We start from the raw sequence: 20,726 nt of genomic DNA, 5'->3' as shown, positions 1-20,726 counted from the left end.
CGGGCATGACCGCTTCTGAAGATCATCGAGGTTCTCGAGGCCTTGTTGATCTGTTCGAGTGAGCCATGCCCGCGTTGCCATCATCGCTGATCTCATCGTTGTCGACCGCACCGGCTGGGGTGTCTGCGCCGGCTCATGCTCCCGGGCTGCTCGCGGCGTTGGCGGACCTGCCCGATCCGCGGGCCCCCCGGGGAGTGCGCCACGCTCTGTGCACGGTGGTCGCGGCGGCGGTCTGCGCGGTGGTGGCCGGCTGCCGCTCGTACGCGGCCATTGGTGAGTGGGTCGCGGACCTGCCGGCGGACACCGCACAGATGCTGGGTATCGACCCGCAGCGGCGTCCGTCGGAGGCGATGCTCCGCCGGCTGCTGCAGGCACTGAATCCGGACCAACTGACCGCGGTGATCGCCGCGTGGCTGACCATCCGCAGCCCCGCGACGGGTGTGAGGCGGGCGATCGCCGTTGACGGCAAGAGTATCCGTGGGTCCCGCACCGCAGACAGCGCCGCCCGACACGTCCTGGCCGCCTGCGACCAGGCCACCGGCGCCGTCGTCACCGCCGACGCCCCGCACTGCCAGCGCGACCACGTCGCCTACCTCGCCCAGCGCGGCGCCCACTGGATCCTCACCGTCAAAGGCAACCAACCCCACCTACACGCCCAACTCGCCTCCCTGCCCTGGCGGGCCGTTCCCGACGCCGACCGCACCAGCGACCGCGGGCCCGGTACCGGATCCCATCGGTCCTGGCGCGGTCCGCTGCCGCCACTCGCCTGGTGACAGGTGGCATGTCGATGAGACGTACGTCAAGGTCAACGGCGTATGGCGGTACGTGTACCGGACGGTCGACCAGTACGGGCAGGTCATCGACGTGCTCGTCTCGGCCCGCCGTGATGCCGACGCGGCCCGGCGGTTCTTCCGCCGGGCGCTGTCGACGTTGAAGGCGACACCCGCAGAGGTGGTGACCGACGCCGCCGCGATCTACCCCGGCGTCCTCGCCGAGCTGATCCCGTCCGCGTGGCACCACGTCGAGCAGTACGCCAACAATCCGATCGAGGCTGATCACAGCCAGCTCAAACACCGGTTGAAACCGATGCGCGGGCTGCGAACGGAGAAAGACAGCACATGCGCGGGCTCCGGACCGACCAGACCGCACAAGTGATCATCGCCGGACACGCCTTCATGCAGAACTTAGGACGCGGTCACTACGAACTTTCCGTCGATGTCCCGCCAGCGAAGAGGGTCACTGCCGCGTTCACCGAGCTGGCCCACGCGATCTGACCGCGGACCCGAAACGGGCTCGCCATCTCCCTTGACCCGCAACGCAACAGCGCCCCCCTGGCCCCTACGAGATCGAGAGGCGGCTCACTGGGGGACCTTCGCCTCTATCCGACCCGGGTTGCGGCAGGGATTGTCGAAGTGCCGCCAGAGGATTGGGGACTGCCCCACGGGAGGGTTGAAGTGAAGCCTCAGGACTATTCCGCCCGTACGGAGTACCGGCCTCCGGCCGGCTGGTATCGGCGCCTCAACTGGCTCGGTGTTCTGCTCACCTCCGTGGGGCTGGCCCCTCGAGACGCCGTGGCCCTGCAGGTGCGGGGCCGCACCTCCGGCAAGTTACGACGGGTGCCCATCCTGCGAACTCGCTACCAGGGAAAGAATTACCTGGTAGCGCTCGCTGGGGAGTCACAGTGGGTCAGGAACGTTCGGGCAGCTCGCGGCGACGCGGTGATCCGCCGCGGCAGAGCGCGGCACGTCCGCCTTGAGGAACTTGCCCCGGCCGACCGGCCAGACATCATCGCGGAGTATCTGCGCGCTGGCCGCCGACGCAGCGGCGCCGACGCCAACGCGGACCAGGCGCGCTTCTATTTCGGCCTCGGCCCGGACCCGTCCATCGACGATATCCGGGCAAATCGTCGACCACTACCCCGTGTTCCGTCTGATCTACACAAGCTAGATCGAATCAAGTGGAGTATGCGAGGAGGGGAGCGGATATGGCGAAGATCCAGGGCTCGACCGTTATCGCTCGACCGATCGAGGACGTTTTCGACTTCGTTGCTGACGAGCGCAACGAGCCGAAGTACAACCCACGCATGGTTCGGGTCGACAAGATGACGCCCGGGCCGATTGCCGACGGGACATGCTGGTCGGCCACGATTGAGTCGCGAGGACGATCCGTCGATATGGAAATCGAAGTGACCGACTGCACCAGGCCACGCTGCCTGGCTTCCACCACGCGCATGTCGACAGCAGAGATCCACGGCGCCGTGACTTTCGAACCTGATCCTGCCGGAACCAGGATGCGGTGGTCTTGGGAACTTCAGCCCAAGGGTGTGTTCAGACTTATGGGTCCTGTCATCGCTCGCATGGGCCGGCAGCAGGAAGCGGAGATCTGGGCGGGTCTCAAGCGGTACATGGAGAGCACGGCACCACCCGCCACCGGGAGTTGATGCCTAGCAATGGGTCCATGACGAGCAGGTCTTCAGGGGACACATGCCGCTGACCGCGCGCGTTGGCGTCCGCCCCCTCCTGGCTGGCGGCTGACAGCACCGAACGCAGCAGCCGAGCGTCCGCGGGCCGGTCAGGGCGCCACGGGATGTGCCTTTTGATGGAACGCTTCGGCAAGAACGACGGCCAGCGCAGCCCGTGCACGTTGGGTGACGTCGTGCCGGTTGCCGCCGGTGAGGCTGACCACCAGTGGGATGCCCGCGCCGTGACTGGATAGGTCGTCAGGCGGTTGTGGTGTCTGTTGTGGAGGCTGGTAGCTTGGCGGGTTGTGCCTGCCGAGTCGTTGCCGTCGTATGACGAGCTGGTTGCGCACGTCGTGGAGTTGACCGCCCGGTTGGAGCAGGCTCTCGCGCGGGTTGCGGATCTGGAAGCCCGGTTGAAGTTGTCGTCGTCGAACTCGTCGAAGCCTCCCTCGTCGGACGGGTTGGCCAAGCCGGCGCCGAAGTCGTTGCGCGGGCGGTCGGGTCGGGGTCCGGGACGGCCGAAGGGTCAGGACGGTGTCACCTTGGAACGGGTGACGGACCCGGACGTGGTGCTCCGGCACCGGCCCGCGGTTTGCGCCGGGTGCGGGAAGAGCCTGGCGGCGGCTACCGAGATCGAGGTGACCCGGCGGCAGGTGATCGACCTTCCGGAGCCGAAGCCTCAGGTGACCGAGCATCAGCTGATCACTTTGGCCTGTGCGTGTGGGCATCACACCACCGCGCCCGCGCCGCCAGAGGCGTCCGCGCCGGTCGTGTACGGGCCGCGTCTGGCCGGGATCGGCGTCTACCTGCTGCACGGGCAGTTCCTGTCGGTGTCACGCACGGCGGCGGCGATCAAGGACCTGTTCGGGGTGCCGGTCGCGGCGGGCACCGTGGCCGGCTGGGTGAAACGCACCGCCCTGGGCATCATCGACCGCGTGCTGCCGGTGATCGCCGGACGCGTCGCCGCCGCACCGGTAGCCCATTTCGACGAGACCGGGATGCGCACCGCAGGCCGTCTCGCGTGGCTGCACTCCGCCTCCACACCCACCGACGTGCTCCTCGCCGTGCACCCGAAACGCGGCACCATCGCGATGGACGAGATCGGGATCCTCCCGCGGTTCCGCGGGGTCGCGGTGCATGACGCGTGGGCGCCGTACGACACCTACACCGACGCGGTCCACGCGCTGTGCAACGCCCACGCGCTCCGCGAGTTGATCTATGTCACCGACACCGCCACCGGCCTGGTCGCCGACCTCGCCGGCCAGGCCATCAGCGCCCTGCGGCAGCTGAACCAGCTCGTCGGCACCGCGCACACCGCCGACGCCACACCTGATCAGGCCGACCTCGCCTACCACCTGCACCTGTTGCGCAGCGCGGTCGTGCTCGGCGCCCAAGCCACCGCCGAACGCGCGAGCAAGCTCGAACGCAAGCATCACGCCCTGTTCGTCCGGCTGCGTGACCGCCGCGACGACTACCTGCGCTTCGTCACCAACCCCGCCGTCCCGTTCGACAACAACCCGGCCGAGCGGACCATCCGCATGCCGAAACTGAGGATCAAAGTCTCCGGCAGCATGCGCACCCTCACGGGAGCCGAACACTTCGCTGCGATCCGCAGCTACACAGCCACCGCCACCCGAAACGGCCTCGGCATGCTCGACGCCCTCATCACCGCCGCCGCCGGCAACCCCTGGATCCCCACCACCGCCTGACCACCGGCTCCAACGCGCCTCGATTCAGGGACCTATCCAGTTACCCCGCGCCTTCGGTGATCACATGGTGTTTCGAGCCGCGGTCGACCGGGCTCGGACCGGTTTTGGGCCGCCCTTGAGTGCCCGAACACGGCATTCCTTGCCTGCGGCCTGTCGGTACCGCGCGCCGGTCGAGTCGCACAGATCACCCGTCCTCGTCGCGCACACCGACGCAGTCGTGCCTCCAGAACGTGTCCGAATAGACGAACGTTCCGGTCATCCAGGGCTCGTATGCCGACAGCCTGACTACCTGAAAGGCCCAGTCAGGAATACGCAAGGACGGCTTACGGAAGCCGTGTTCTCCCGCGGGACCGAAGCCAACACGGGAGTAGTAACGCGGGTCACCCTCCAAGAACACCAGCGGCACTCCGCGTTCATCGAGTTCCTGCAAACCACGGCGGATAAGCGCCGAACCGATGCCGCGGTGCTGCCACTCCGGGGCGACGGCGAGCGGACTCAGTGACGTGACGTCCACGAGTCGCCGCGGGGCGTCGAGCAGGCACCGGCTGAACATTACGTGCCCCACGACCTCGTCCGTCTCCTCGGACACGAAGGACACAGCGGTGGGATCGTCGCGGCGCAGGGCGTCCACCAGCTCAGCCACGGTGTCGCCATGTTCGCCGCCGAAGGCACGCCGGTGGATGGAGCGAACCGGTTCACGGTCGTGGGCTTGTTCTTTCCGAAGAGGCATGGTCGGGACCGTAGGCGGCGCCGCCATGGGCCGACAAACGAATAACTGCTCGGCCAGTCGTGCGGCTAAAGTCGTCCTAAGAAAATGGTGTTGGGTGTACCCGGTGGACGTGAGGATCTGATCTCGATCATCTCGACCGGCTGGCCGTCGAGTTCAACCTGCTCATCGCGCACCTGGCCCAGAGCACCGCCCGAATGGCCGGGCAGGCCGCATCCCGCGGCGCGACAGACCTGACGGCGCTGACTCCCCGCCAGCGCCCGATTCTCGCCGAGGGACTGGCCGCAGCAGCGGCAGCTCGGCGACGACCTGCTCGTCGCCCCGGTCACCGAACCCGGTGTCACGTCGTGGCGGTGCGGCTGCCCGCCGGGGAGTGGGAGGACTTCTTCACCCGCGAGGGCCACCCGGTCCGGTCGCGGTGCATCGGAGTGTGCCGATCGACGAGATTCCGGTCTACCGCCGGTTGACGTAACCCACGATGGCCTCCGCCGGCGAATCCGTGTGCCTGCATGGACACCGCCGGCGGCCGCGGCACTCTCGGTCAGCCCACCTTCGGCGTGGCGCGGGAGATGATCGTGGCGAAGTCGACACCGGTCGGCAGTGTGCCAAATGCCTGGCCGTGGTCGCCGCCGAGCCGGGAGGCGCAGAAGGCGTCGGCGATGGCGGGGTGGCCGTGCCGCACCAGCAGCGAGCCCTGCAGCACCAGGGCGAGCCGTTCTACGATGCGGCGGGCCCGCAGTTCGGGGTCGCCGTGGTCGGACAGGTCGGCCTGCACCTGCCGGACCGCGGCGTCGAGCCGCGCGTCGGCGCCGGCGGCGGCGTTCACCTCGGCCTGGAACGCCTCCATGACCTGGGGGTCCTTGGCGAGAGCGCGCAGTACGTCCAATGCGGCGACGTTGCCGGAGCCCTCCCAGATCGAGTTCAGTGGCGACTCGCGGAACAGCCGCGGCATGCCCGACTCCTCGACGTAGCCGTTGCCGCCCAGGCACTCGAGGGCCTCGGCGGCGTGTGCCGGCCAGCGCTTGCAGACCCAGTACTTGCCGACCGCGAGGGCGAGCCGCTTGAACGCGGTCTCGCCGGCGTCGCCGCGGGCGGATCGGTCGGTCGCTCCGGCGAGGCGGAGCATGAGAATGGTGGCGGCCTCGGATTCGACCGCGAGGTCCGCCAGCACGTTGCGCATCAGCGGCTGGTCGACGAGGTGCCGGCCGAAGGCCTGCCGGTGGGTGACGTGATGGGCGGCGGTGATCACCCCCTGGCGCATCCCGGCCGCCGCGCCGATGACGCAGTCGAGGCGGGTCAGGTTGACCATGTCGATGATCGTGCGGACGCCACGGCCCTCGTCGCCGACGCGCCAGGCGACCGCGTGCTCGTATTCGACCTCGGACGAGGCGTTGGATCGGTTGCCGAGCTTGTCCTTCAGGCGCATCAGCCGCATCGGGTTTCGTGCGCCGTCGGGAAGGACGCGCGGGACCAGGAAGCAGGTGAGCCCGCCTGGCGCGTGGGCGAGGGTGAGGAAGATGTCGCACATCGGCGCCGAGGTGAACCACTTGTGTCCGACGAGCCGGTAGGTGCCGTCCGGCTCGGGATGGGCGGTGGTGGTGTTGGCGCGCACGTCCGAGCCGCCCTGCTTCTCCGTCATCGACATGCCCGCCAGCAGCCCTTGTTTCGTCAGCGGCGAACGCAGCCCGAAGTCGTACGTCGTGGCGGTGATCAGCGGCTCGTACTGCGCCGCGAGCTCCGGATTGTGCCGCAGCGCCGGCACCGCCGCGTAGGTCATCGAGATCGGGCAGCCGTGGCCGGCGTCGGGGCGCCACGTGTAGAACTTGGCGGCCCGGGCCACGTGTGCGCCCACCCGGTCGTCCGCCCACGGCGCGGCGTGCAGGCCGTGCGTGATCGCGGTGCGCATCAGCTCGTGCCAGGCGGGGTGGAACTCCACCTCGTCGATCCGATGGCCGTAGCGGTCGTGGGTGCGCAGGACCGGCGGATGCTCGTTGGCCAGCCGCCCGTACTCGATGGCCTGCTCGGTGCCGCCCAGCCGGCCGAGCTCGTGCAGCTCGGCGGCGGCCCAGCCGGCGCCCTCCCGCTCGAGCCCGTCGAGCAGTGCCGGGTCGTCCGCCGCGTCGTAGCCGGCGAGCGGTGGAACCTGGTTGAACACCTCGTGCGTCGTCACGGCGATACTCCCAGCGCGCGGTGGATGAAGGCGATCAGGGCGGGGATGGTCTCCGGGCCGGCGACGCCGGCGGCCAGCGGACCGACCATGGCCTCGGCCAGGGCGCCGACGAGCGCGGTCGCGGTCAGGTCGGGGTCCTGTGGGGGAAGTTCACCGTTCGCCACACCGGCCACGACGTGGCCGGCGATCAGTTCGGCGTACGCACGACGGAAGACGAGCCGCTCGGCGTCGACCGCCGCGTCGACCGGCTCGGCGAGCAGGGCGTACGCCAACCGCGGGGACTGCAGCGCGCGCCCGGCGAACGTCTCGACGACGGCGGACATCTGCTTGGCGGCGGTGGTCTCCAGCGCTGCGGCGCGCGCGACCGCGTCGACCTCGCGCTGCGAGGCCGTGCGGAACACCTCGGCGAACAGGTCGGCCTTGGTCGGGAAGTGGCGGTAGACGCTGCCGGTCGCCAGGCCGGCCCGCTCGGCGACGGCGGCGATCGAGCAGCCGGCATACCCGTGCTCGGCCATGATTCCCAACGCCGCGGCGATGATCCGCTCCCGGGAAGCGTTCAGCCGAGCCTTCACCCGCTCGGTGCTCCGGTAGGCCACGCAAGGATTGAACCATCATTCAATCCTTATCGGCAAGGTGTCGTGTCGGGCCGGCCGGCCTCGGAAATTGCGGTTCTTGAGCGATGATCGGCGATGATGCCGCGGTGGGCGCGCCCACCGCGCATTCGCGCCCTGGGATTAGACGTGCGTGATCACATCCTTGCCGTACGAGGTGAGGGTCTTCTCCTTGTCGTCGTGCATGAGGTAGAGGGCGAAGTTGTGGACCCCGATCTCCTTGAGCTCCTGCAGCCGGCCGACGTGTGCCGACTCGGGTCCGAGCAGACAGAACCGGTCGACGATCTCGTCGGGGACGAAATCCGTGGACCGGTTGCCGGCGCGGCCGTGGTGTGAATAGTCGTAGCCCGCGCGGCCCTTGATGTAGTCGGTCAGCGCCTTCGGCACGACCCCGGAGTCGCCGTAGCGGGCGACCAGGTCGGCCACGTGGTTGCCGACCATGCCGCCGAACCAGCGCAGCTGATCCCGCTGGTGCGCGAGGTTCGTTCCCACGTAGGCGGGCGCGGCCACGCACATCGTGATCGAGTCGGGATCCCGGCCTGCGGCGGTGGCCGCGTCGCGTACCGAGCCGATCGTCCAACGGGCGATGTCGGGATCGGCCGTCTGCAGGATGAAGCCGTCGGCCTGCTCGCCGACCAGCCGCAGCGCTTTCGGGCCGTAGGCGGCCATCCATATCTCCAGCCTGCCGTCACGCACCCACGGGATGCGCACCGGCGTGCCGTGGTGTTCGACCTCGTCGCCTTCGGCCAGCTTCTTGATCACGTGCATGGCCTCTTTCAGTGTGGCCAGGCTCGCCGGCGGCTGGCCGATGACCCGGCGGGCCGAGTCGCCGCGGCCGATCCCGCACACCGTGCGGTTGCCGAACATGTCGTTGAGCGTGGCGAAGAGCGACGCGGTGACCGACCAGTCGCGGGTGCTCGGGTTGGTCACCATCGGCCCGACCATCAGGTGCTTGGTCGCGGCGAGAACCTGGGAGTAGATGACGAACGGCTCCTGCCACAGCACGCAGGAGTCGAACGTCCACCCGTAGCGGAACCCGTTGTCCTCGGCGGCGGCGAGGCCCGCCACGACGTCGCGAGCGGGCGGGTCGGTCTGCAGTACGACACCGAAGTCCACGGCTCCTCCTTGTCAGACCAGGTATTGACTGAGGTCGCGCTTCAGGAACCTGCCGTGCCCGGCCGCGCCGTGGAAGGCGTCGTCGTCGACGACGACCCGACCACGGGACAGCACCGTGGAGACCTTCCCGGTCAACTCCATGCCCTCGTACGCGGAGTAGTCCACGTTCATGTGGTGGGTGCTGGCCGAGATGGTCTGCCTGGCCGTCGGGTCGTACACCGTGATGTCCGCGTCCGCGCCCGGAGCGATGACGCCCTTGCGCGGGTAGAGGCCGAACATCCTGGCGGGCGTGGTCGAGCTGATCTCGACCCAGCGCGGCAGGGTGATTTCGCCTTTGACGACGCCCTGATAGAGCAGGTCCATCCGGTGCTCGACGCCCGGCATCCCGTTCGGGATCTTGGAGAAGTCTCCGCGGCCCAGCTCCTTCTGGTCCTTGAAGCAGAAGGGGCAGTGGTCGGTGGACACCAGCGACAGGTCGTTGGTGCGCAGGCCCCGCCACAGTTCCGCCTGGTGCTCCCTGGGCCGCAACGGGGGAGAGGCCACGTACTTCGCGCCCTCGAAGTCGGGCTTGGCCAGATCATCCAACGACAGGAACAGGTACTGCGGGCAGGTCTCGGCGAACACGTTCTGGCCCGTGTCCCGGGCCCGGGTGACCGCGTCCAAGGCGTGCGCGGCGGACAGGTGCACGATGTACAGCGGCGAGCCGGTGACCTTTGCCAGCGCGATCGCCCGCGAGGCGGCCTCGCCCTCCAGCTCGGGCGGTCGGGTCAGCCCGTGCTCCACGGGTTCGGTGCGCCCGCTGGCCAGCGCCTGCAGGATGAGCTGGTCGATCGCGATGCCGTTCTCCGCATGCATCATGATCATCGACCCGGTGTCCCGGGCCTTCTGCATCGCCCGCAGGATCTCCCCGTCGGTGGCGTAGAAGACACCCGGATAGGCCATGAACATCTTGAACGTGTTGACGCCCGCGTCGATGCAGGCCTCCATCTCCTTGAGAGACGTGTCGTTGACGTCCGAGACGATCATGTGGAAGGCGTAGTCGATCGCGCAGTTACCGTCGGCCTTGCTGTGCCACTTGTCCAACGCGGACAGCAGGGACGTTCCCTTGGCCTGCACGGCGAAGTCGACGATTGTCGTCGTGCCGCCCCAGGCCGCCGCGATCGTCCCGGTCTCGAAATTGTCGGCCGAGAACGTGCCGCCGAACGGCATCTCCATGTGGGTGTGGCCGTCGATGCCGCCGGGCACCACGTACTTCCCGGCGGCATCGATCACGCGCTCGGCGCCGGACGCCCACTGCTCAGCCAGACCCGAGTCAGGCGCGGCGAGCGCCGTGATCCGCTCGCCCTCCACCAGCACGTCCGCCGGGTAGGCCCCCGTCGCGTTGATGACTGTTCCGTTGCGGATGACGATGCTCATGGCTTCACCAGCGACTCGTAGGTTTCGGGCCTGCGGTCGCGGTAGAACGCCCACAGGTCGCGGACCTCGGCCAGCCGGTCCATGTCCAGATCGCGCACCACGACCTCTTCTTCGGTGTCCGACGCCGCCTCGCCGACCAGTTGCCCGCGCGGGTCGACGAAGTACGACTGGCCGTAGAAGTCGTTGTCGCCCAAGGGTTCCACGCCGACTCGGTTGATCGTGCCGACGTAGTATTCGTTGGCGACCGCGGCGGCGGGCTGCTCCAGCCGCCACAGATACTCGGACAGGCCGCGGCTGGTGGCGGAGGGGTTGAAGACGATCCTCGCGCCGGCCAACCCCAGTGCGCGCCAGCCCTCAGGGAAGTGCCGCTCGTAGCAGATGTAAACGCCGATGCGGCCCACGGCGGTGTCGAACACCGGATAGCCGAGGTTTCCGGGCTTGAAGTAGAACTTCTCCCAGAACCCCTTCACCTGCGGAATGTGGTTCTTCCGGTGCTTGCCGAGGTAGGTGCCGTCGGCGTCGATCACCGCGGCGGTGTTGAAGTAGACGCCCGGCTGCTCCTGCTCGTACATCGGCACGATCAGCACCACGCCGTGCTGCTCGGCGACCTCGCGCATCAGCGCGGTCGTCGGCCCGTCCGGGATCTCCTCGGTGTACGAGTAGTAGTCCGCGTCCTGGATCTGGCAGAAGTACGGGCCGTAGAACAACTCCTGCAGGCAGACGACCTGTGCGCCCTGGGACGCGGCGCTGCGGATGGCCTCGACCGCGTTGGCGATCATCGAGTCCTTGTCGCCGGTCCACTTCTGCTGCACCAGCCCGGCTCGGATGATGTTGCTCATCGGATTTCCCCCTTGGCGTGGGCGGTGCGCGGTAGCGACAGCGCCAGGTAGACGACGAACCCGCCGATCAGACCGGCCACCCAGCTGTAGTCGTAGAGCGGCTTGAGGAACGGGATGAGCCCGTCGGAGGGGAACGGCCCCTTGCCGGGAGCGGAGTAGGCGCCGCCCACGGCGAGGACCGCGCCGACGGCGGTGGCGAGAACCGCTGCCCAGTTCCAGCCGCCGGAGAACCAGTACCTGCCCTCGGGGCGGTAGAGGGCGGGCAGTTGGAGGCTGGTGCGGTAGCGGACCCAGTATCCGGCGATGAGTACGCCGGCGACGGCGCCGAGCAGGCCGCCGTAGAACCCGAGCCAGACGAAGATGTAGATGTTGGGGTCCTGCACCAGGCGCCACGGTTGGATCAGGATGCCGAGCACGCCGGTGATCAGGCCGCCGGTCCGGAAGTTGACCAGTCGGGGTGCGGCGTTGGAGAAGTCGTACGCCGGGCTGACCGTGTTCGCCGCGACGTTCACCGACAGCGTGGCGACCACGACCGTGAACAGGCCGAGTGCGACGACCAGCGGGTTTTCGAACTTGGCCGCGAGCTGGATGGGGTCCCAGATCGCCTCGCCGTAGATCACGGCCGTGCCCGAGGTGATCATGATCGACAGGAGGGCGAAGAACGACATCGTGGTGGGTAGACCGAGGACCTGGCCGTACGCCTGCTGCCGCTGGCTGCCGCCGAACCGGGTGAAGTCGGGGATGTTCAGCGAGAGCGTCGCCCAGAAAGCGATCATCGCCATCAGTGACGGGGCGAACAGCTTCCAGAAGTCGGCGCCCCAGCCCAGCTTCGACGGCTCGGACAGGATCGGGCCGAGCCCGCCCGCCTCGACCATGACCCAGATCAGCAGGGCGACGGCGACCACGATGACGAACGGCGCCGCCCAGTTCTCGAAGCGCCGCAGCGTGTCCATGCCCCGCCAGATGATCGCCATCTCGATCACCCAGAACAGGAAGAACGAGGCCCACAGCGTCCACGGGTGGTCCATGACCGTCGCCGCATCGACCCACCAGGAACCCAGCAGCTTCCCGGCGATGGCGTAGATCGCCTCGCCGCCGATCCAGGTCTGGATGCCGAACCAGCCGCACGCGATGAAGGCGCGCAGCAGAGCCACGAGGTTCGCGCCGCGCACACCGTAGAACGCGCGGGCGAAGACCGGGAACGGGATGCCGTACTTCGTGCCCGCGTGGCTGTTCAACAACATCGGGATCAGGACGAGCAGATTGCCCAGCGTGATCGTGAGGAACGCCTGCACCCAGTTCATGCCGAGCTGGATGAGCCCGGCGGCGAGCAGGTAGGTGGGGATGTTGTGCGCCATGCCGATCCACAGCGCCGCGAAGTTGTACGTGGTCCAGGTGCGCTTCTCGATGGGTACCGGAGCGAGCTCTTCGTTGAAGTACGGGCTGTCGGCGATCGTGGAGAAGTCACGCAGCTCGACTCGGCCATCCGGATGGGTGATCTGTGTGCCCGGCTCGACCGCGGTGGTTTCGGCGGGGGGCAGGGGTTCAACGGCCATCGCTCACCTCGCTGTTACGCTGCCGCAACAGTGGCCGGACAACCGGCGCGGGTGCTGCGGGTGGGGGCGGATAAGCTCGATCTTTATCTCGGAATGGTGGGTGTCCCGGACCCGCCACGGGCAGCGGCAAAGTGTCCACGCTTGGCATGATCGGGGCACACTGTGTCCACGGCATGCCCGCACCGGGCTGTCAATCGGCGCGGCGGATGGATTGGGGCCTCCTGCTGGCCCCTTGACCGGTCAGGCGTCGTCGAGTTCGTGCACCAGAAGCGCGACGTACAGCGACAGCATCGACTCCGGGTCCTCCAGCGACACCCCGAGCACCTGCGCGATCCGCGACAGCTGCTGGTAGTAGGCCGTACGCGACAGGTGCGCGGCGGCGGCCGCCGCCGACTTGTTCCCGCCCTGCTCGCAGAAGCAGCGCAGCAGCTCCACGAGCCGGCTGCGCTGGTTGGCGTCCCGCGCCAGCAGCGGACCCAACTCGCGGTCCGCGAATGCCCGCACCCGCTCGTCCTCCCGCAGCAGATGCAGGAGGCCGCGCAGGCGCACATTGTCCAGCTTGTGGTAAAGCTGCGTGGCGGGGGAGCGTAGGGCCGCCCCCGCCACATGGGCGGCCTCGCCCAGGCTGCGGCGCACCTCGGCGACGTGTGACACCGTGGTGCCGACCGCCACCAGTACCGGACCGGACGCGGAGCGGTGCACCTCCCTGGCCAACCGGCGCAGTACCCCGTCGACCCCGGCCTGCGCGGGCAGCGACAACAAGGCGCGAACGCTCGTGTCGTCCACGATGCCCACCAGGGCGGGCACGGCCACCCGCCGCGCGGCCAACGCGGTCGCCTCCGCGAGGTCGCGCAACACCTCCTGCGTGGCCAGCGCAGGGACGCGTGGCGTCACGATCCCGGGACGGATTGCCACCCCGATCAGCTGCCGCCGATCGAGGCCAACGCCCAGCGCGGCCGCCCGGGCGGCCAGATCCGGGGGCGGTACTGCCTGACCGAGCAGTTGCGCGAGCAGCATCCGGTGGGTCTGCCGCTCCAGACTCTCTCGATCGCGCGCCACGAGCCGATGCACTGCCAGCGCCGACGCGGCCCGCTCCGCGACCACCACGTGCCGGTGTGGCGGAGGATCCGGCGAGAGCAGGACCAGGCGCCCCCAGTCGGCGCCCTGCGCGCCGATCATCGTGACCAACCAGCCGGCCTCCTCGTCGTGGGCCGTCCGCTCGGGCGCGGCCACGGACCGCGACCGCTGACCCCAGTCCGCCAGCAGCTCGGTGGGATTCTGCCCGGCCGCGTCGTACGCGAGCACCTCGTGCCCCAGCGTCTCCAGCACCACCGGCAGTCCGGAGATCCTGGCCACCTCGCGCAGCACCTCGGCCGGCTCCGCCCCGGCCACGGTGAGCGACGTGAACGTCTCGTGCACCTGCTCGGCGGCCCGCAGCTCGGCGAGCTGCGCGTCGACGATCAACGCCACCACCGCCTCGGTGACGGACACGAACCGCGTCTCCTCCGCGAGCGTGATCAGTGGGAGCCGGTGCCGGTCGGCCGCTGCCACCAGCGCCTCTGGTAGGTGGTCACTCCACCGCCGGACCAACTCGATCACCAGTCCCGCCGCCCGGACCGCGGCCAGGTCGTCCACGTACCTCGTGAGCGCCGCCGTTTCGTCCGGCAGCGCGATTCCGGTGGTCAGCACCAGCTCACCGCCGCGCAGCAGGTGCGCGATGTCGGCGACCTCCGCCACGTGGACCCAGCGGACGCGGCCCTGCATGCCGGCCGACCCGGCGACCACCTGCGGCTTCGCGCGCCGGATCACCGGCAGTGCGATGGCTTCTGCGACGGAGGGGTACATCCCTGCCTCCCCACTGGCGGGAATGCACACAACGTAATGGCATTGCCCCCAGAGCGGCACAGGTTGTGCATAGCGGTTGGACAACGATTGCCGCCACACTCGCCGTACGGACGAGAGAGGGAGGGCGCGATGGCGCACCGCGAGCTGCTGGCCAGACACCGGTCCGTGATGCCGAAATGGCTGGCGCTGTACTACGAGCAGCCGATCGAGATCGCCAGCGCGCAGGGCCGCCGGGTGACCGATCGCGAGGGACGGACCTACCTCGACTTCTTCGCCGGCATTCTCACCAACGCCATCGGCTACGACGTGGCCGAGATCAGCGACGCGATCCGGTCGCAGGTCGACACCGGCGTGCTGCACTCCTCCACGCTGTACCTGATCAAGTCGCAGGTCGAGCTCGCGGAGAAGATCGCGAAACTGTCCGGCATCCCGGACGCGAAGGTGTTCTTCACCAACTCGGGCACCGAGGCGAACGAGACGGCGCTGATGCTCGCCACCCAGCACCGGCGCAGCGAGCAGGTGCTCGCACTACGCAACTCCTACCACGGCCGCGCATTCGCCACCGTCGCGATCACCGGCATCCGCGGGTGGTCGGCCAGCGCCCTCAGCCCGATCAAGGTGAGCTGGGTGCACGGCGGCTACCGCTACCGCAGCCCGTTCCGCGATCTGTCCGACGCGGACTACACCAAGGCCTGCGTCGCCGACCTGCGCGAGATCATCGAAACGACGACGGCGGGAGACGTCGCGTGCATGATCGTTGAGCCGATCCAGGGGGTCGGTGGCTTCGCCACCCCGCCCGACGGGTTGTTCGGCGAGTTCAAAAAGGTGCTCGACGAGTACGGCATCCTCCTCGTCTCCGACGAGGTGCAGACCGGCTGGGGCCGCACCGGCGAGCACTTCTGGGGAATCCAGGCGCACGACGTCGTGCCCGATGCGATCACCTTCGCCAAGGGCCTGGGCAACGGCCTCGCGATCGGCGGCGTGGTCGCCCGTCCTGACCTCATGGACTGCCTGCGGGCCAACTCCATCTCCACCTTCGGTGGCAACCCGCTCGTCACCGCCGGCGCTCTCGCCTCGCTGAACTATCTGCTGGAGCACGACCTCCAGGCCAACGCCGCGAAGCTGGGCAGCCGCCTGCTCGACGGCCTGCGCGCCGTCGCCGCGGCGCAACCCGTGGTCGGCGACGTACGCGGCAAGGGCCTGATGATCGCGCTCGAGTTCGTCGGACCCGACGGCGCGCCCAACCCGGCGGCCGCCGCCGCCCTGCTCGAGGAGACGCGTGAACGAGGGTTGCTCGTCGGCAAGGGCGGCCTGTACGGCAACGTCATCCGCCTGGCGCCGCCGATGACCCTGACGCAGGCCGAGGCGGAGGAGGCGCTCGAGATCCTCACCCAGTCGATCGAGGCCGTGGCCAAGGAGGTGCAGCAGCGATGAGGACCACCCACTGGATCGGCGGCAAGCCATGGAACGGTGTCGCCGAGCGCACCGGTGACATCTATGACCCCGCCACCGGCCAGGTCACCGGACAGGTCGATCTCGCGACCGCCGCGGTCGTCGACGAGGCGGTCACCGCCGCCGGCGAGGCGTTCTCCCGATGGCGCACCGCATCCCTCGCTCGGCGCATGAGCGTGATGTTCTCCTTCCGGGAACTGCTCAACGCCCGCCGGTCCGACCTCGCCGACATCATCACCGCCGAGCACGGCAAGGTGCTCTCCGACGCGGCGGGGGAGATCCAGCGTGCGCTGGAGAACGTCGAATTCGCCTGCGGCATCCCGCAACTGCTCAAGGGCGGGTTCAGCGAGAACGCCTCGACCCAGGTGGACGTGTACGCCATCCGCCAGCCGCTCGGCGTGGTCGGGGTGATCTCCCCGTTCAACTTCCCGGCCATGGTGCCGCTGTGGTTCGTGCCGAACGCGATCGCGTGCGGCAACACCGTGGTGCTCAAGCCGAGCGAGAAGGACCCGTCCGCGTCGAACTTCCTGGCGGAGCTGTTCGCGGAGGCCGGGCTGCCGGACGGTGTCCTCAACGTCGTGCACGGCGACAAGGAAGCGGTCGACCGGATTCTCGAGCATCCCAGCGTCAAGGCCATCTCGTTCGTGGGCTCCACCCCGGTCGCCCGCTACGTCTACCAGACGGGCACCCACCACGGAAAGCGGGTGCAGGCGCTCGGCGGCGCGAAGAACCACATGGTCGTCCTGCCTGACGCCGACCTCGACCTCGCCGCCGACGCGGCCGTCTCGGCCGGCTTCGGCTCGGCCGGCGAGCGCTGTATGGCCATTTCCGCCGTTGTGGCGGTCGACCCGGTCGGTGACGAGCTGGTCGGCAAGATCAGCGAGCGGATCGCCGGACTGCATGTCGGAGACGGCCGTCGCCCGGGCTGCGAGATGGGACCGTTGGTCACCGGTGCTCACCGCGACCGGGTGGTGTCATACCTGGACGCTGGTCGGTCCGCGGGGGCGCGGCTGGTGGTCGACGGGCGGAGCCACCCGATCGACGGTGAGCAAGCCGGCTTCTGGCTCGGACCGACCCTCTTCGACCACGTCGACACCGACATGTCCATCTACAGCGACGAGATCTTCGGGCCGGTGCTCTCGGTGCTGCGGGTGCCCAGCTACGACGCCGCCGTCGAGCTGGTGAACGCCAATCGGTACGGCAACGGCACGGCAATCTTCACCAACGACGGCGGCGCAGCCCGCCGGTACCAGAATGAGGTCGAGATTGGCATGGTCGGGGTGAACGTCGCGATCCCGGTCCCGGTGTCGTACTACTCCTTCGGGGGCTGGAAGGACTCACTGTTCGGTGACGCTCACGCGTACGGGCCGGAGGGGGTGAACTTCTTCGTCAGATCCAAGGTGGTCACCAGTCGGTGGCTCGACCCGTCCCACGGTGGAGTGAACCTCGGCTTCCCACAGAACACCTGAACACCGGAAGTGGAGCCGGTCTTGAACCCGTACGTAGCAGGGAGCAATGCTCCCTGCTACGCGGGAAAGGGCCTGCCCGGTTTCGTCAGAACCGCAGCTTGCGCAGGTAGCGGTAGCCGACCTCGGCCGTCTGCTGCGGTGTCACATCGGGGGTGTCGTTCTCGACGATGTACTCGAGCACCGAGTGCTCCTGGAAGATCCGGGCAAAATCGATCATCCCGGTGCCCAGGTCGGCCATGTCGCCGTCGGACGCGTGCCGGTCCTTGACGTGGTACTGCAGGACCCGCTGCGGCGCGGAGCGGATGACGTCCAACGCGAAGCCCTCGGGGTCGGCCACTCCGTCGCCGGAGTTGATGCCGCCGGTGACGGCCCAGTAGAGGTCGACCTCCAGGTGTACGAGGCTGGGATCGAGCTCCTCGGTCAGCACGTCCCAGGGGCGCCGGCCACCGCCGAGGTCGATGGTGAACTCGTGGGCGTGGTTGTGGTAGCCGTAGCGCAGGCCGGCAGCGGCCGCCGCCGCGGCCTCGACGTTCATCTGTTCCGCCCAGCGCTTCCATTCGTCCTCGCGCTCGGAGTACAGGTACGGCACCACCATGAACGACTGGCCCAGGGTGACCGCGTTCTGGATCTTCTGCTCCAGCCCGGCGGCGTCCCCGCTGATCCCGTCGTGGCTGGAGCTGGCCTTGATGCCGATGCTGTCCAGGAACTGGCGCAGCTGGGCAGCGCTACGCCCGAAGTAGCCGAGTGCCAGCTCCACCTTCGGGTAGCCGATCTGGGCGAGGCGGGTGAGAGTCGCGTCGTACCCGGGCGAGCCCCACAGCGCGTCGCGTACCGTCCAGAGCTGAATGCTGATCAGGCCCGGGGGTACCTGCTGGCGTCCGGTGGTGCGGGTGGTGGCCGACGCGGCCGTTGCGCCGATCCCCGACGCCGCGAGGCCGACACCGGCGACCGCCGCCAGTGAACCGCGCAGCAGGCTCCGTCGGTCGATGACGGACCGCCGCAGGGCGGCTTCTCCGTCGAATCCGTAACACATGATGACTCCCTGTCGTGGGTCTAGGCGGTGGGGACCAGGACGACCTGGTCCGTTCCGGTCAGGGACGGCAGGCCGTCCCCACCCGGGTCGGTGTAGGACGCGACGAACACGGCGGTCAGGTTGTCGTGCGCCGGGTCGTGGCCGGATGGCACGGTGGTCTGGATCGTGCCGGTGCAGCCGTTGGCGGTGGTCTGCGGGTGACCGTGCTGGTCGTGGCCGAGGACGTACGTGACGCTGACCGTCGCGCAGTCCACCGGCTGGTCGTCGGTCACCCGTACCTCGAACTGGACAACGTCGCCGAACTTGAAGGGCTGGCCCGCGACCGGCTTGACCAGCTCCACCACGGGCTGGGCGTTGCCGACCACCACCCGGACCGATGCGGCGGCCGACAGTCCGCCCGGGTCGCTCACGTTCAGGGTGGCGTTGTAGAGGCCGTTCTTCTGGTACGTGAACGTCGGGTCCGCCGCGCGCGAGTCGACCTTGCCGTCGTTGTCGAAGTCCCACGCGTACGACAGCCGGTCGCCGTCGGCGTCCGTGGTGCCCTCGCTGGAGAACGTCACGGTCAGCGGCGCGAGCCCGTTGGTGGGCGTGGCCGAGACCTGGGGCGCCGGGGTGTGGTTGCCCTTCCAGCCGGTGTAGTCGATCCGGGCCAGTTGCGCGTCCGGGTTCTCGCTGAAGAAGCCGTCGCCGTACTCGAGCACGTAGAGCGCGCCGTCCGGGCCGAACTCCAGGTCCATCGGGTTGTCGAAGGTGAACGAGGGGAGCACCGGCTCGATCCCGCTCAGGCTGCCGCTCGAGTCCTGCCGGAAGCCCTTCACGTAGTCCCGGGTCCACTCGTAGAACAGCGGCGTGCCGTCGTAGTACGCGGGCCAGGCCACCGGTGCGCGTCCCCGCGTGGTGGGAGAGACGAACTGGTACGCCGGACCGGCCATCGGTCCGATGCCGCCGGTCCCCAGCTCCGGGAACTGCGCCGAGGGGCCGTAGCCGTACCACACGTCCGGCTGCGCAACCGGGGGAAGCTCCCGCAGCCCGGTGTTGTGCGGCGACTCATTGACCGGCGCCGAGCAGTTGAACGGTTGCCCGGACTGGCCGGTGGCGAAGTCGTAGTCCACGTACGGCAGCTGCGCGGTGGCGCAGTAGGGCCATCCGTAGTTGCCGGCCTTGCGGACGGCCGCCCACTTGCCGTGCCCGGCTGGCCCGCGCAGCGGATCGGCCTGGCCCGCGTCGGGCGAGTAGTCGGCGACGTACAGCTCGTCGGTCTGGCGGTTCAGCTCGATCCGGAACGGGTTGCGCAGGCCCATCAGGTAGATCTCGGGCCGGGTGCGGGCCGTGCCCGCCGGGAAGAGGTTCCCGGCCGGGACGGTGTACCCGCCGTTGGCGCCGACCTTGATGCGCAGGATCTTGCCGCGCAGGTCGTTCGTGTTGGCCGCGGTGCGCTGCGCGTCGTACGCCGGGTTGCGGCCGGGGCGCTCGTCGATGGGGGCGTAGCCGTCGGACTCGAACGGGTTGGTGTCGTCACCGGTGGACAGGTACAGGTTGCCCTTGGCGTCGAAGGCGATGTCCCCACCGACGTGGCAGCAGATGCCCCGGTCGACCGGTACGTCGATGATCTGCTGCTCGGTGGACAGGTCCAGCTTGTCCTTGACCAGCCGGAACCGGGACAGCCGGATCGCCCCCTTGAACTTCGCGAAGTCCTCCGCGGTGCCCCAGCCCGGCGCGTCGCCCTCGTTGACGTTCGGGGTCGACGGGTCGTCGACCGGGGTGTTCATCGGCGGCGAGTAGTACAGGTAGACCCAGTTGTTACCGGCCTTGCCGAAGTTGGGATCGATCGCGACGTTCTGCAGGCCCTCTTCGTCGTGCCGGTAGACGTCCAGCGTCGCGGCGACGGTGTTCCGGCCACTGACACGGTCGTGCAGCCAGACCTCTCCGGGGCGGGTCACGTGCAGCACCCGGCTGTCGGGCAGCACTGCGAGGTCCATCGGCTCGCCCGGGTGGTCGTTGAGGGTCACCTTCTGGAAGTTCGTCTCCGGCGGGGCGCTTGTCGCGCCTGGCTCGGCCATCGAGACGGTTGGCGTGGCGACAAGGGCGGTGGTCGTCAGGCCCGCTACGGCGAGCGCGAGTCGTCTCTTCATCTGCCTCTCCTTTCACTGAGGACTGATCGGGGCAGGTCGGGGACGTACGGCTTCTTTGCTCCTCTGTGGGCGGTGTGGGTGTCTGGGCACTACTGAGTCGCCCGTCGCAGCTGCTGCTCGGCGACGGGCGAAGGATCCTGGGAGGTAGGGGGTCGGTGTTGAGTCAGGTGGTGACCGGCTGCGAGCAGCC

The 20,726-nt window shown here is 68.8% G+C and carries 17 protein-coding genes and 1 pseudogene; 7 read left to right on the top strand and 11 right to left on the bottom strand.

Features of this window, described 5'->3' with window-relative positions:
* Positions 1 to 65 precede the first annotated feature (65 nt).
* From OG799_RS12325 to OG799_RS12310, 4 genes and pseudogenes are all read left to right on the top strand, one after another.
* On the top strand, positions 66 to 773 hold the full coding sequence (locus tag OG799_RS12325) for a transposase family protein (protein WP_406045163.1): 708 nt from the start codon (positions 66 to 68) through the stop codon (positions 771 to 773).
* Positions 754 to 1,274: pseudogene (locus OG799_RS12320) on the top strand (DDE-type integrase/transposase/recombinase); the annotation flags it as partial. The gene OG799_RS12325 and the pseudogene OG799_RS12320, both read left to right, overlap by 20 nt.
* Positions 1,275 to 1,412: 138 nt before the next feature.
* Positions 1,413 to 2,105, top strand: coding sequence for a nitroreductase/quinone reductase family protein (locus OG799_RS12315; RefSeq protein ID WP_406045162.1), 693 nt, complete (start codon positions 1,413 to 1,415; stop codon positions 2,103 to 2,105).
* Positions 1,994 to 2,440 (top strand): SRPBCC family protein, encoded by a 447-nt coding sequence (locus OG799_RS12310; RefSeq protein WP_406046270.1) that lies wholly within the window; start codon positions 1,994 to 1,996, stop codon positions 2,438 to 2,440. The genes OG799_RS12315 and OG799_RS12310 overlap by 112 nt, the downstream gene beginning before the upstream one ends.
* A gap of 131 nt (positions 2,441 to 2,571) precedes the next feature.
* Here OG799_RS12310 and OG799_RS12305 read toward each other — a convergent pair whose 3' ends face one another.
* Entirely contained in the window at positions 2,572 to 2,811 is a 240-nt protein-coding gene (locus tag OG799_RS12305; protein WP_406046533.1) for a hypothetical protein, read from the bottom strand.
* On the opposite strand from OG799_RS12305, the gene tnpC reads away from it, so the two are divergent.
* The gene (tnpC, locus tag OG799_RS12300; RefSeq protein WP_406037485.1) at positions 2,767 to 4,170 is read left to right on the top strand and encodes an IS66 family transposase; all 1,404 of its coding nucleotides are present in this window, start codon (positions 2,767 to 2,769) and stop codon (positions 4,168 to 4,170) included. The two genes, OG799_RS12305 and tnpC, sit on opposite strands and share 45 nt — an antisense overlap.
* Positions 4,171 to 4,354: 184 nt before the next feature.
* Here the strand turns inward: tnpC and OG799_RS12295 are convergent, their stop codons facing one another.
* From OG799_RS12295 to OG799_RS12260, 8 genes are all read right to left on the bottom strand, one after another.
* Positions 4,355 to 4,900 (bottom strand): GNAT family N-acetyltransferase, encoded by a 546-nt coding sequence (locus tag OG799_RS12295; RefSeq protein ID WP_406045161.1) that lies wholly within the window; start codon positions 4,898 to 4,900, stop codon positions 4,355 to 4,357.
* A gap of 538 nt (positions 4,901 to 5,438) precedes the next feature.
* Positions 5,439 to 7,067 carry an isovaleryl-CoA dehydrogenase gene (locus OG799_RS12290; RefSeq protein ID WP_406045160.1) on the bottom strand — a complete coding sequence of 543 codons (1,629 nt, stop codon included), beginning with the start codon at positions 7,065 to 7,067 and terminating at the stop codon, positions 5,439 to 5,441.
* Entirely contained in the window at positions 7,064 to 7,663 is a 600-nt protein-coding gene (locus OG799_RS12285) for a TetR/AcrR family transcriptional regulator (RefSeq protein WP_406045159.1), read from the bottom strand. Before OG799_RS12285 ends, OG799_RS12290 begins: the two co-directional genes overlap by 4 nt.
* A gap of 138 nt (positions 7,664 to 7,801) precedes the next feature.
* Positions 7,802 to 8,794 carry a TIGR03842 family LLM class F420-dependent oxidoreductase gene (locus tag OG799_RS12280; RefSeq protein WP_406045158.1) on the bottom strand — a complete coding sequence of 331 codons (993 nt, stop codon included), beginning with the start codon at positions 8,792 to 8,794 and terminating at the stop codon, positions 7,802 to 7,804.
* Positions 8,795 to 8,806: 12 nt separating this feature from the next.
* Positions 8,807 to 10,210, bottom strand: coding sequence for a dihydropyrimidinase (hydA, locus tag OG799_RS12275; RefSeq protein WP_406045157.1), 1,404 nt, complete (start codon positions 10,208 to 10,210; stop codon positions 8,807 to 8,809).
* Positions 10,207 to 11,049, bottom strand: a complete 843-nt coding sequence (locus OG799_RS12270; protein WP_406045156.1) for a nitrilase-related carbon-nitrogen hydrolase — start codon at positions 11,047 to 11,049, stop codon at positions 10,207 to 10,209. Before OG799_RS12270 ends, hydA begins: the two co-directional genes overlap by 4 nt.
* Positions 11,046 to 12,605: an NCS1 family nucleobase:cation symporter-1 gene (locus OG799_RS12265; RefSeq protein WP_406045155.1), complete on the bottom strand. Its 1,560-nt coding sequence runs from the start codon at positions 12,603 to 12,605 to the stop codon at positions 11,046 to 11,048. Before OG799_RS12265 ends, OG799_RS12270 begins: the two co-directional genes overlap by 4 nt.
* A 240-nt stretch (positions 12,606 to 12,845) precedes the next feature.
* Entirely contained in the window at positions 12,846 to 14,450 is a 1,605-nt protein-coding gene (locus OG799_RS12260) for a PucR family transcriptional regulator (RefSeq protein WP_406045154.1), read from the bottom strand.
* A 129-nt stretch (positions 14,451 to 14,579) separates the two neighbouring features.
* Between OG799_RS12260 and OG799_RS12255 the strand changes: the two genes are divergently transcribed.
* Positions 14,580 to 15,884, top strand: coding sequence for an aspartate aminotransferase family protein (locus tag OG799_RS12255; protein WP_406045153.1), 1,305 nt, complete (start codon positions 14,580 to 14,582; stop codon positions 15,882 to 15,884).
* Positions 15,881 to 17,371, top strand: a complete 1,491-nt coding sequence (locus OG799_RS12250; protein WP_406045152.1) for a CoA-acylating methylmalonate-semialdehyde dehydrogenase — start codon at positions 15,881 to 15,883, stop codon at positions 17,369 to 17,371. Before OG799_RS12255 ends, OG799_RS12250 begins: the two co-directional genes overlap by 4 nt.
* Positions 17,372 to 17,456: 85 nt before the next feature.
* Here OG799_RS12250 and OG799_RS12245 read toward each other — a convergent pair whose 3' ends face one another.
* The gene (locus OG799_RS12245) at positions 17,457 to 18,404 is read right to left on the bottom strand and encodes a sugar phosphate isomerase/epimerase family protein (protein WP_406045151.1); all 948 of its coding nucleotides are present in this window, start codon (positions 18,402 to 18,404) and stop codon (positions 17,457 to 17,459) included.
* 20 nt (positions 18,405 to 18,424) lie between these two features.
* Positions 18,425 to 20,536 (bottom strand): PQQ-dependent sugar dehydrogenase, encoded by a 2,112-nt coding sequence (locus OG799_RS12240; RefSeq protein WP_406045150.1) that lies wholly within the window; start codon positions 20,534 to 20,536, stop codon positions 18,425 to 18,427.
* Positions 20,537 to 20,726: the final 190 nt, after the last annotated feature.

Source organism: Micromonospora sp. NBC_00898, assembly GCF_045207895.1.
Taxonomy (GTDB): Bacteria; Actinomycetota; Actinomycetes; order Mycobacteriales; family Micromonosporaceae; genus Micromonospora.
The sequence above is the reverse complement of the archived record's forward strand: the minus strand, read 5'-3'. Positions and strand labels throughout refer to the sequence as shown.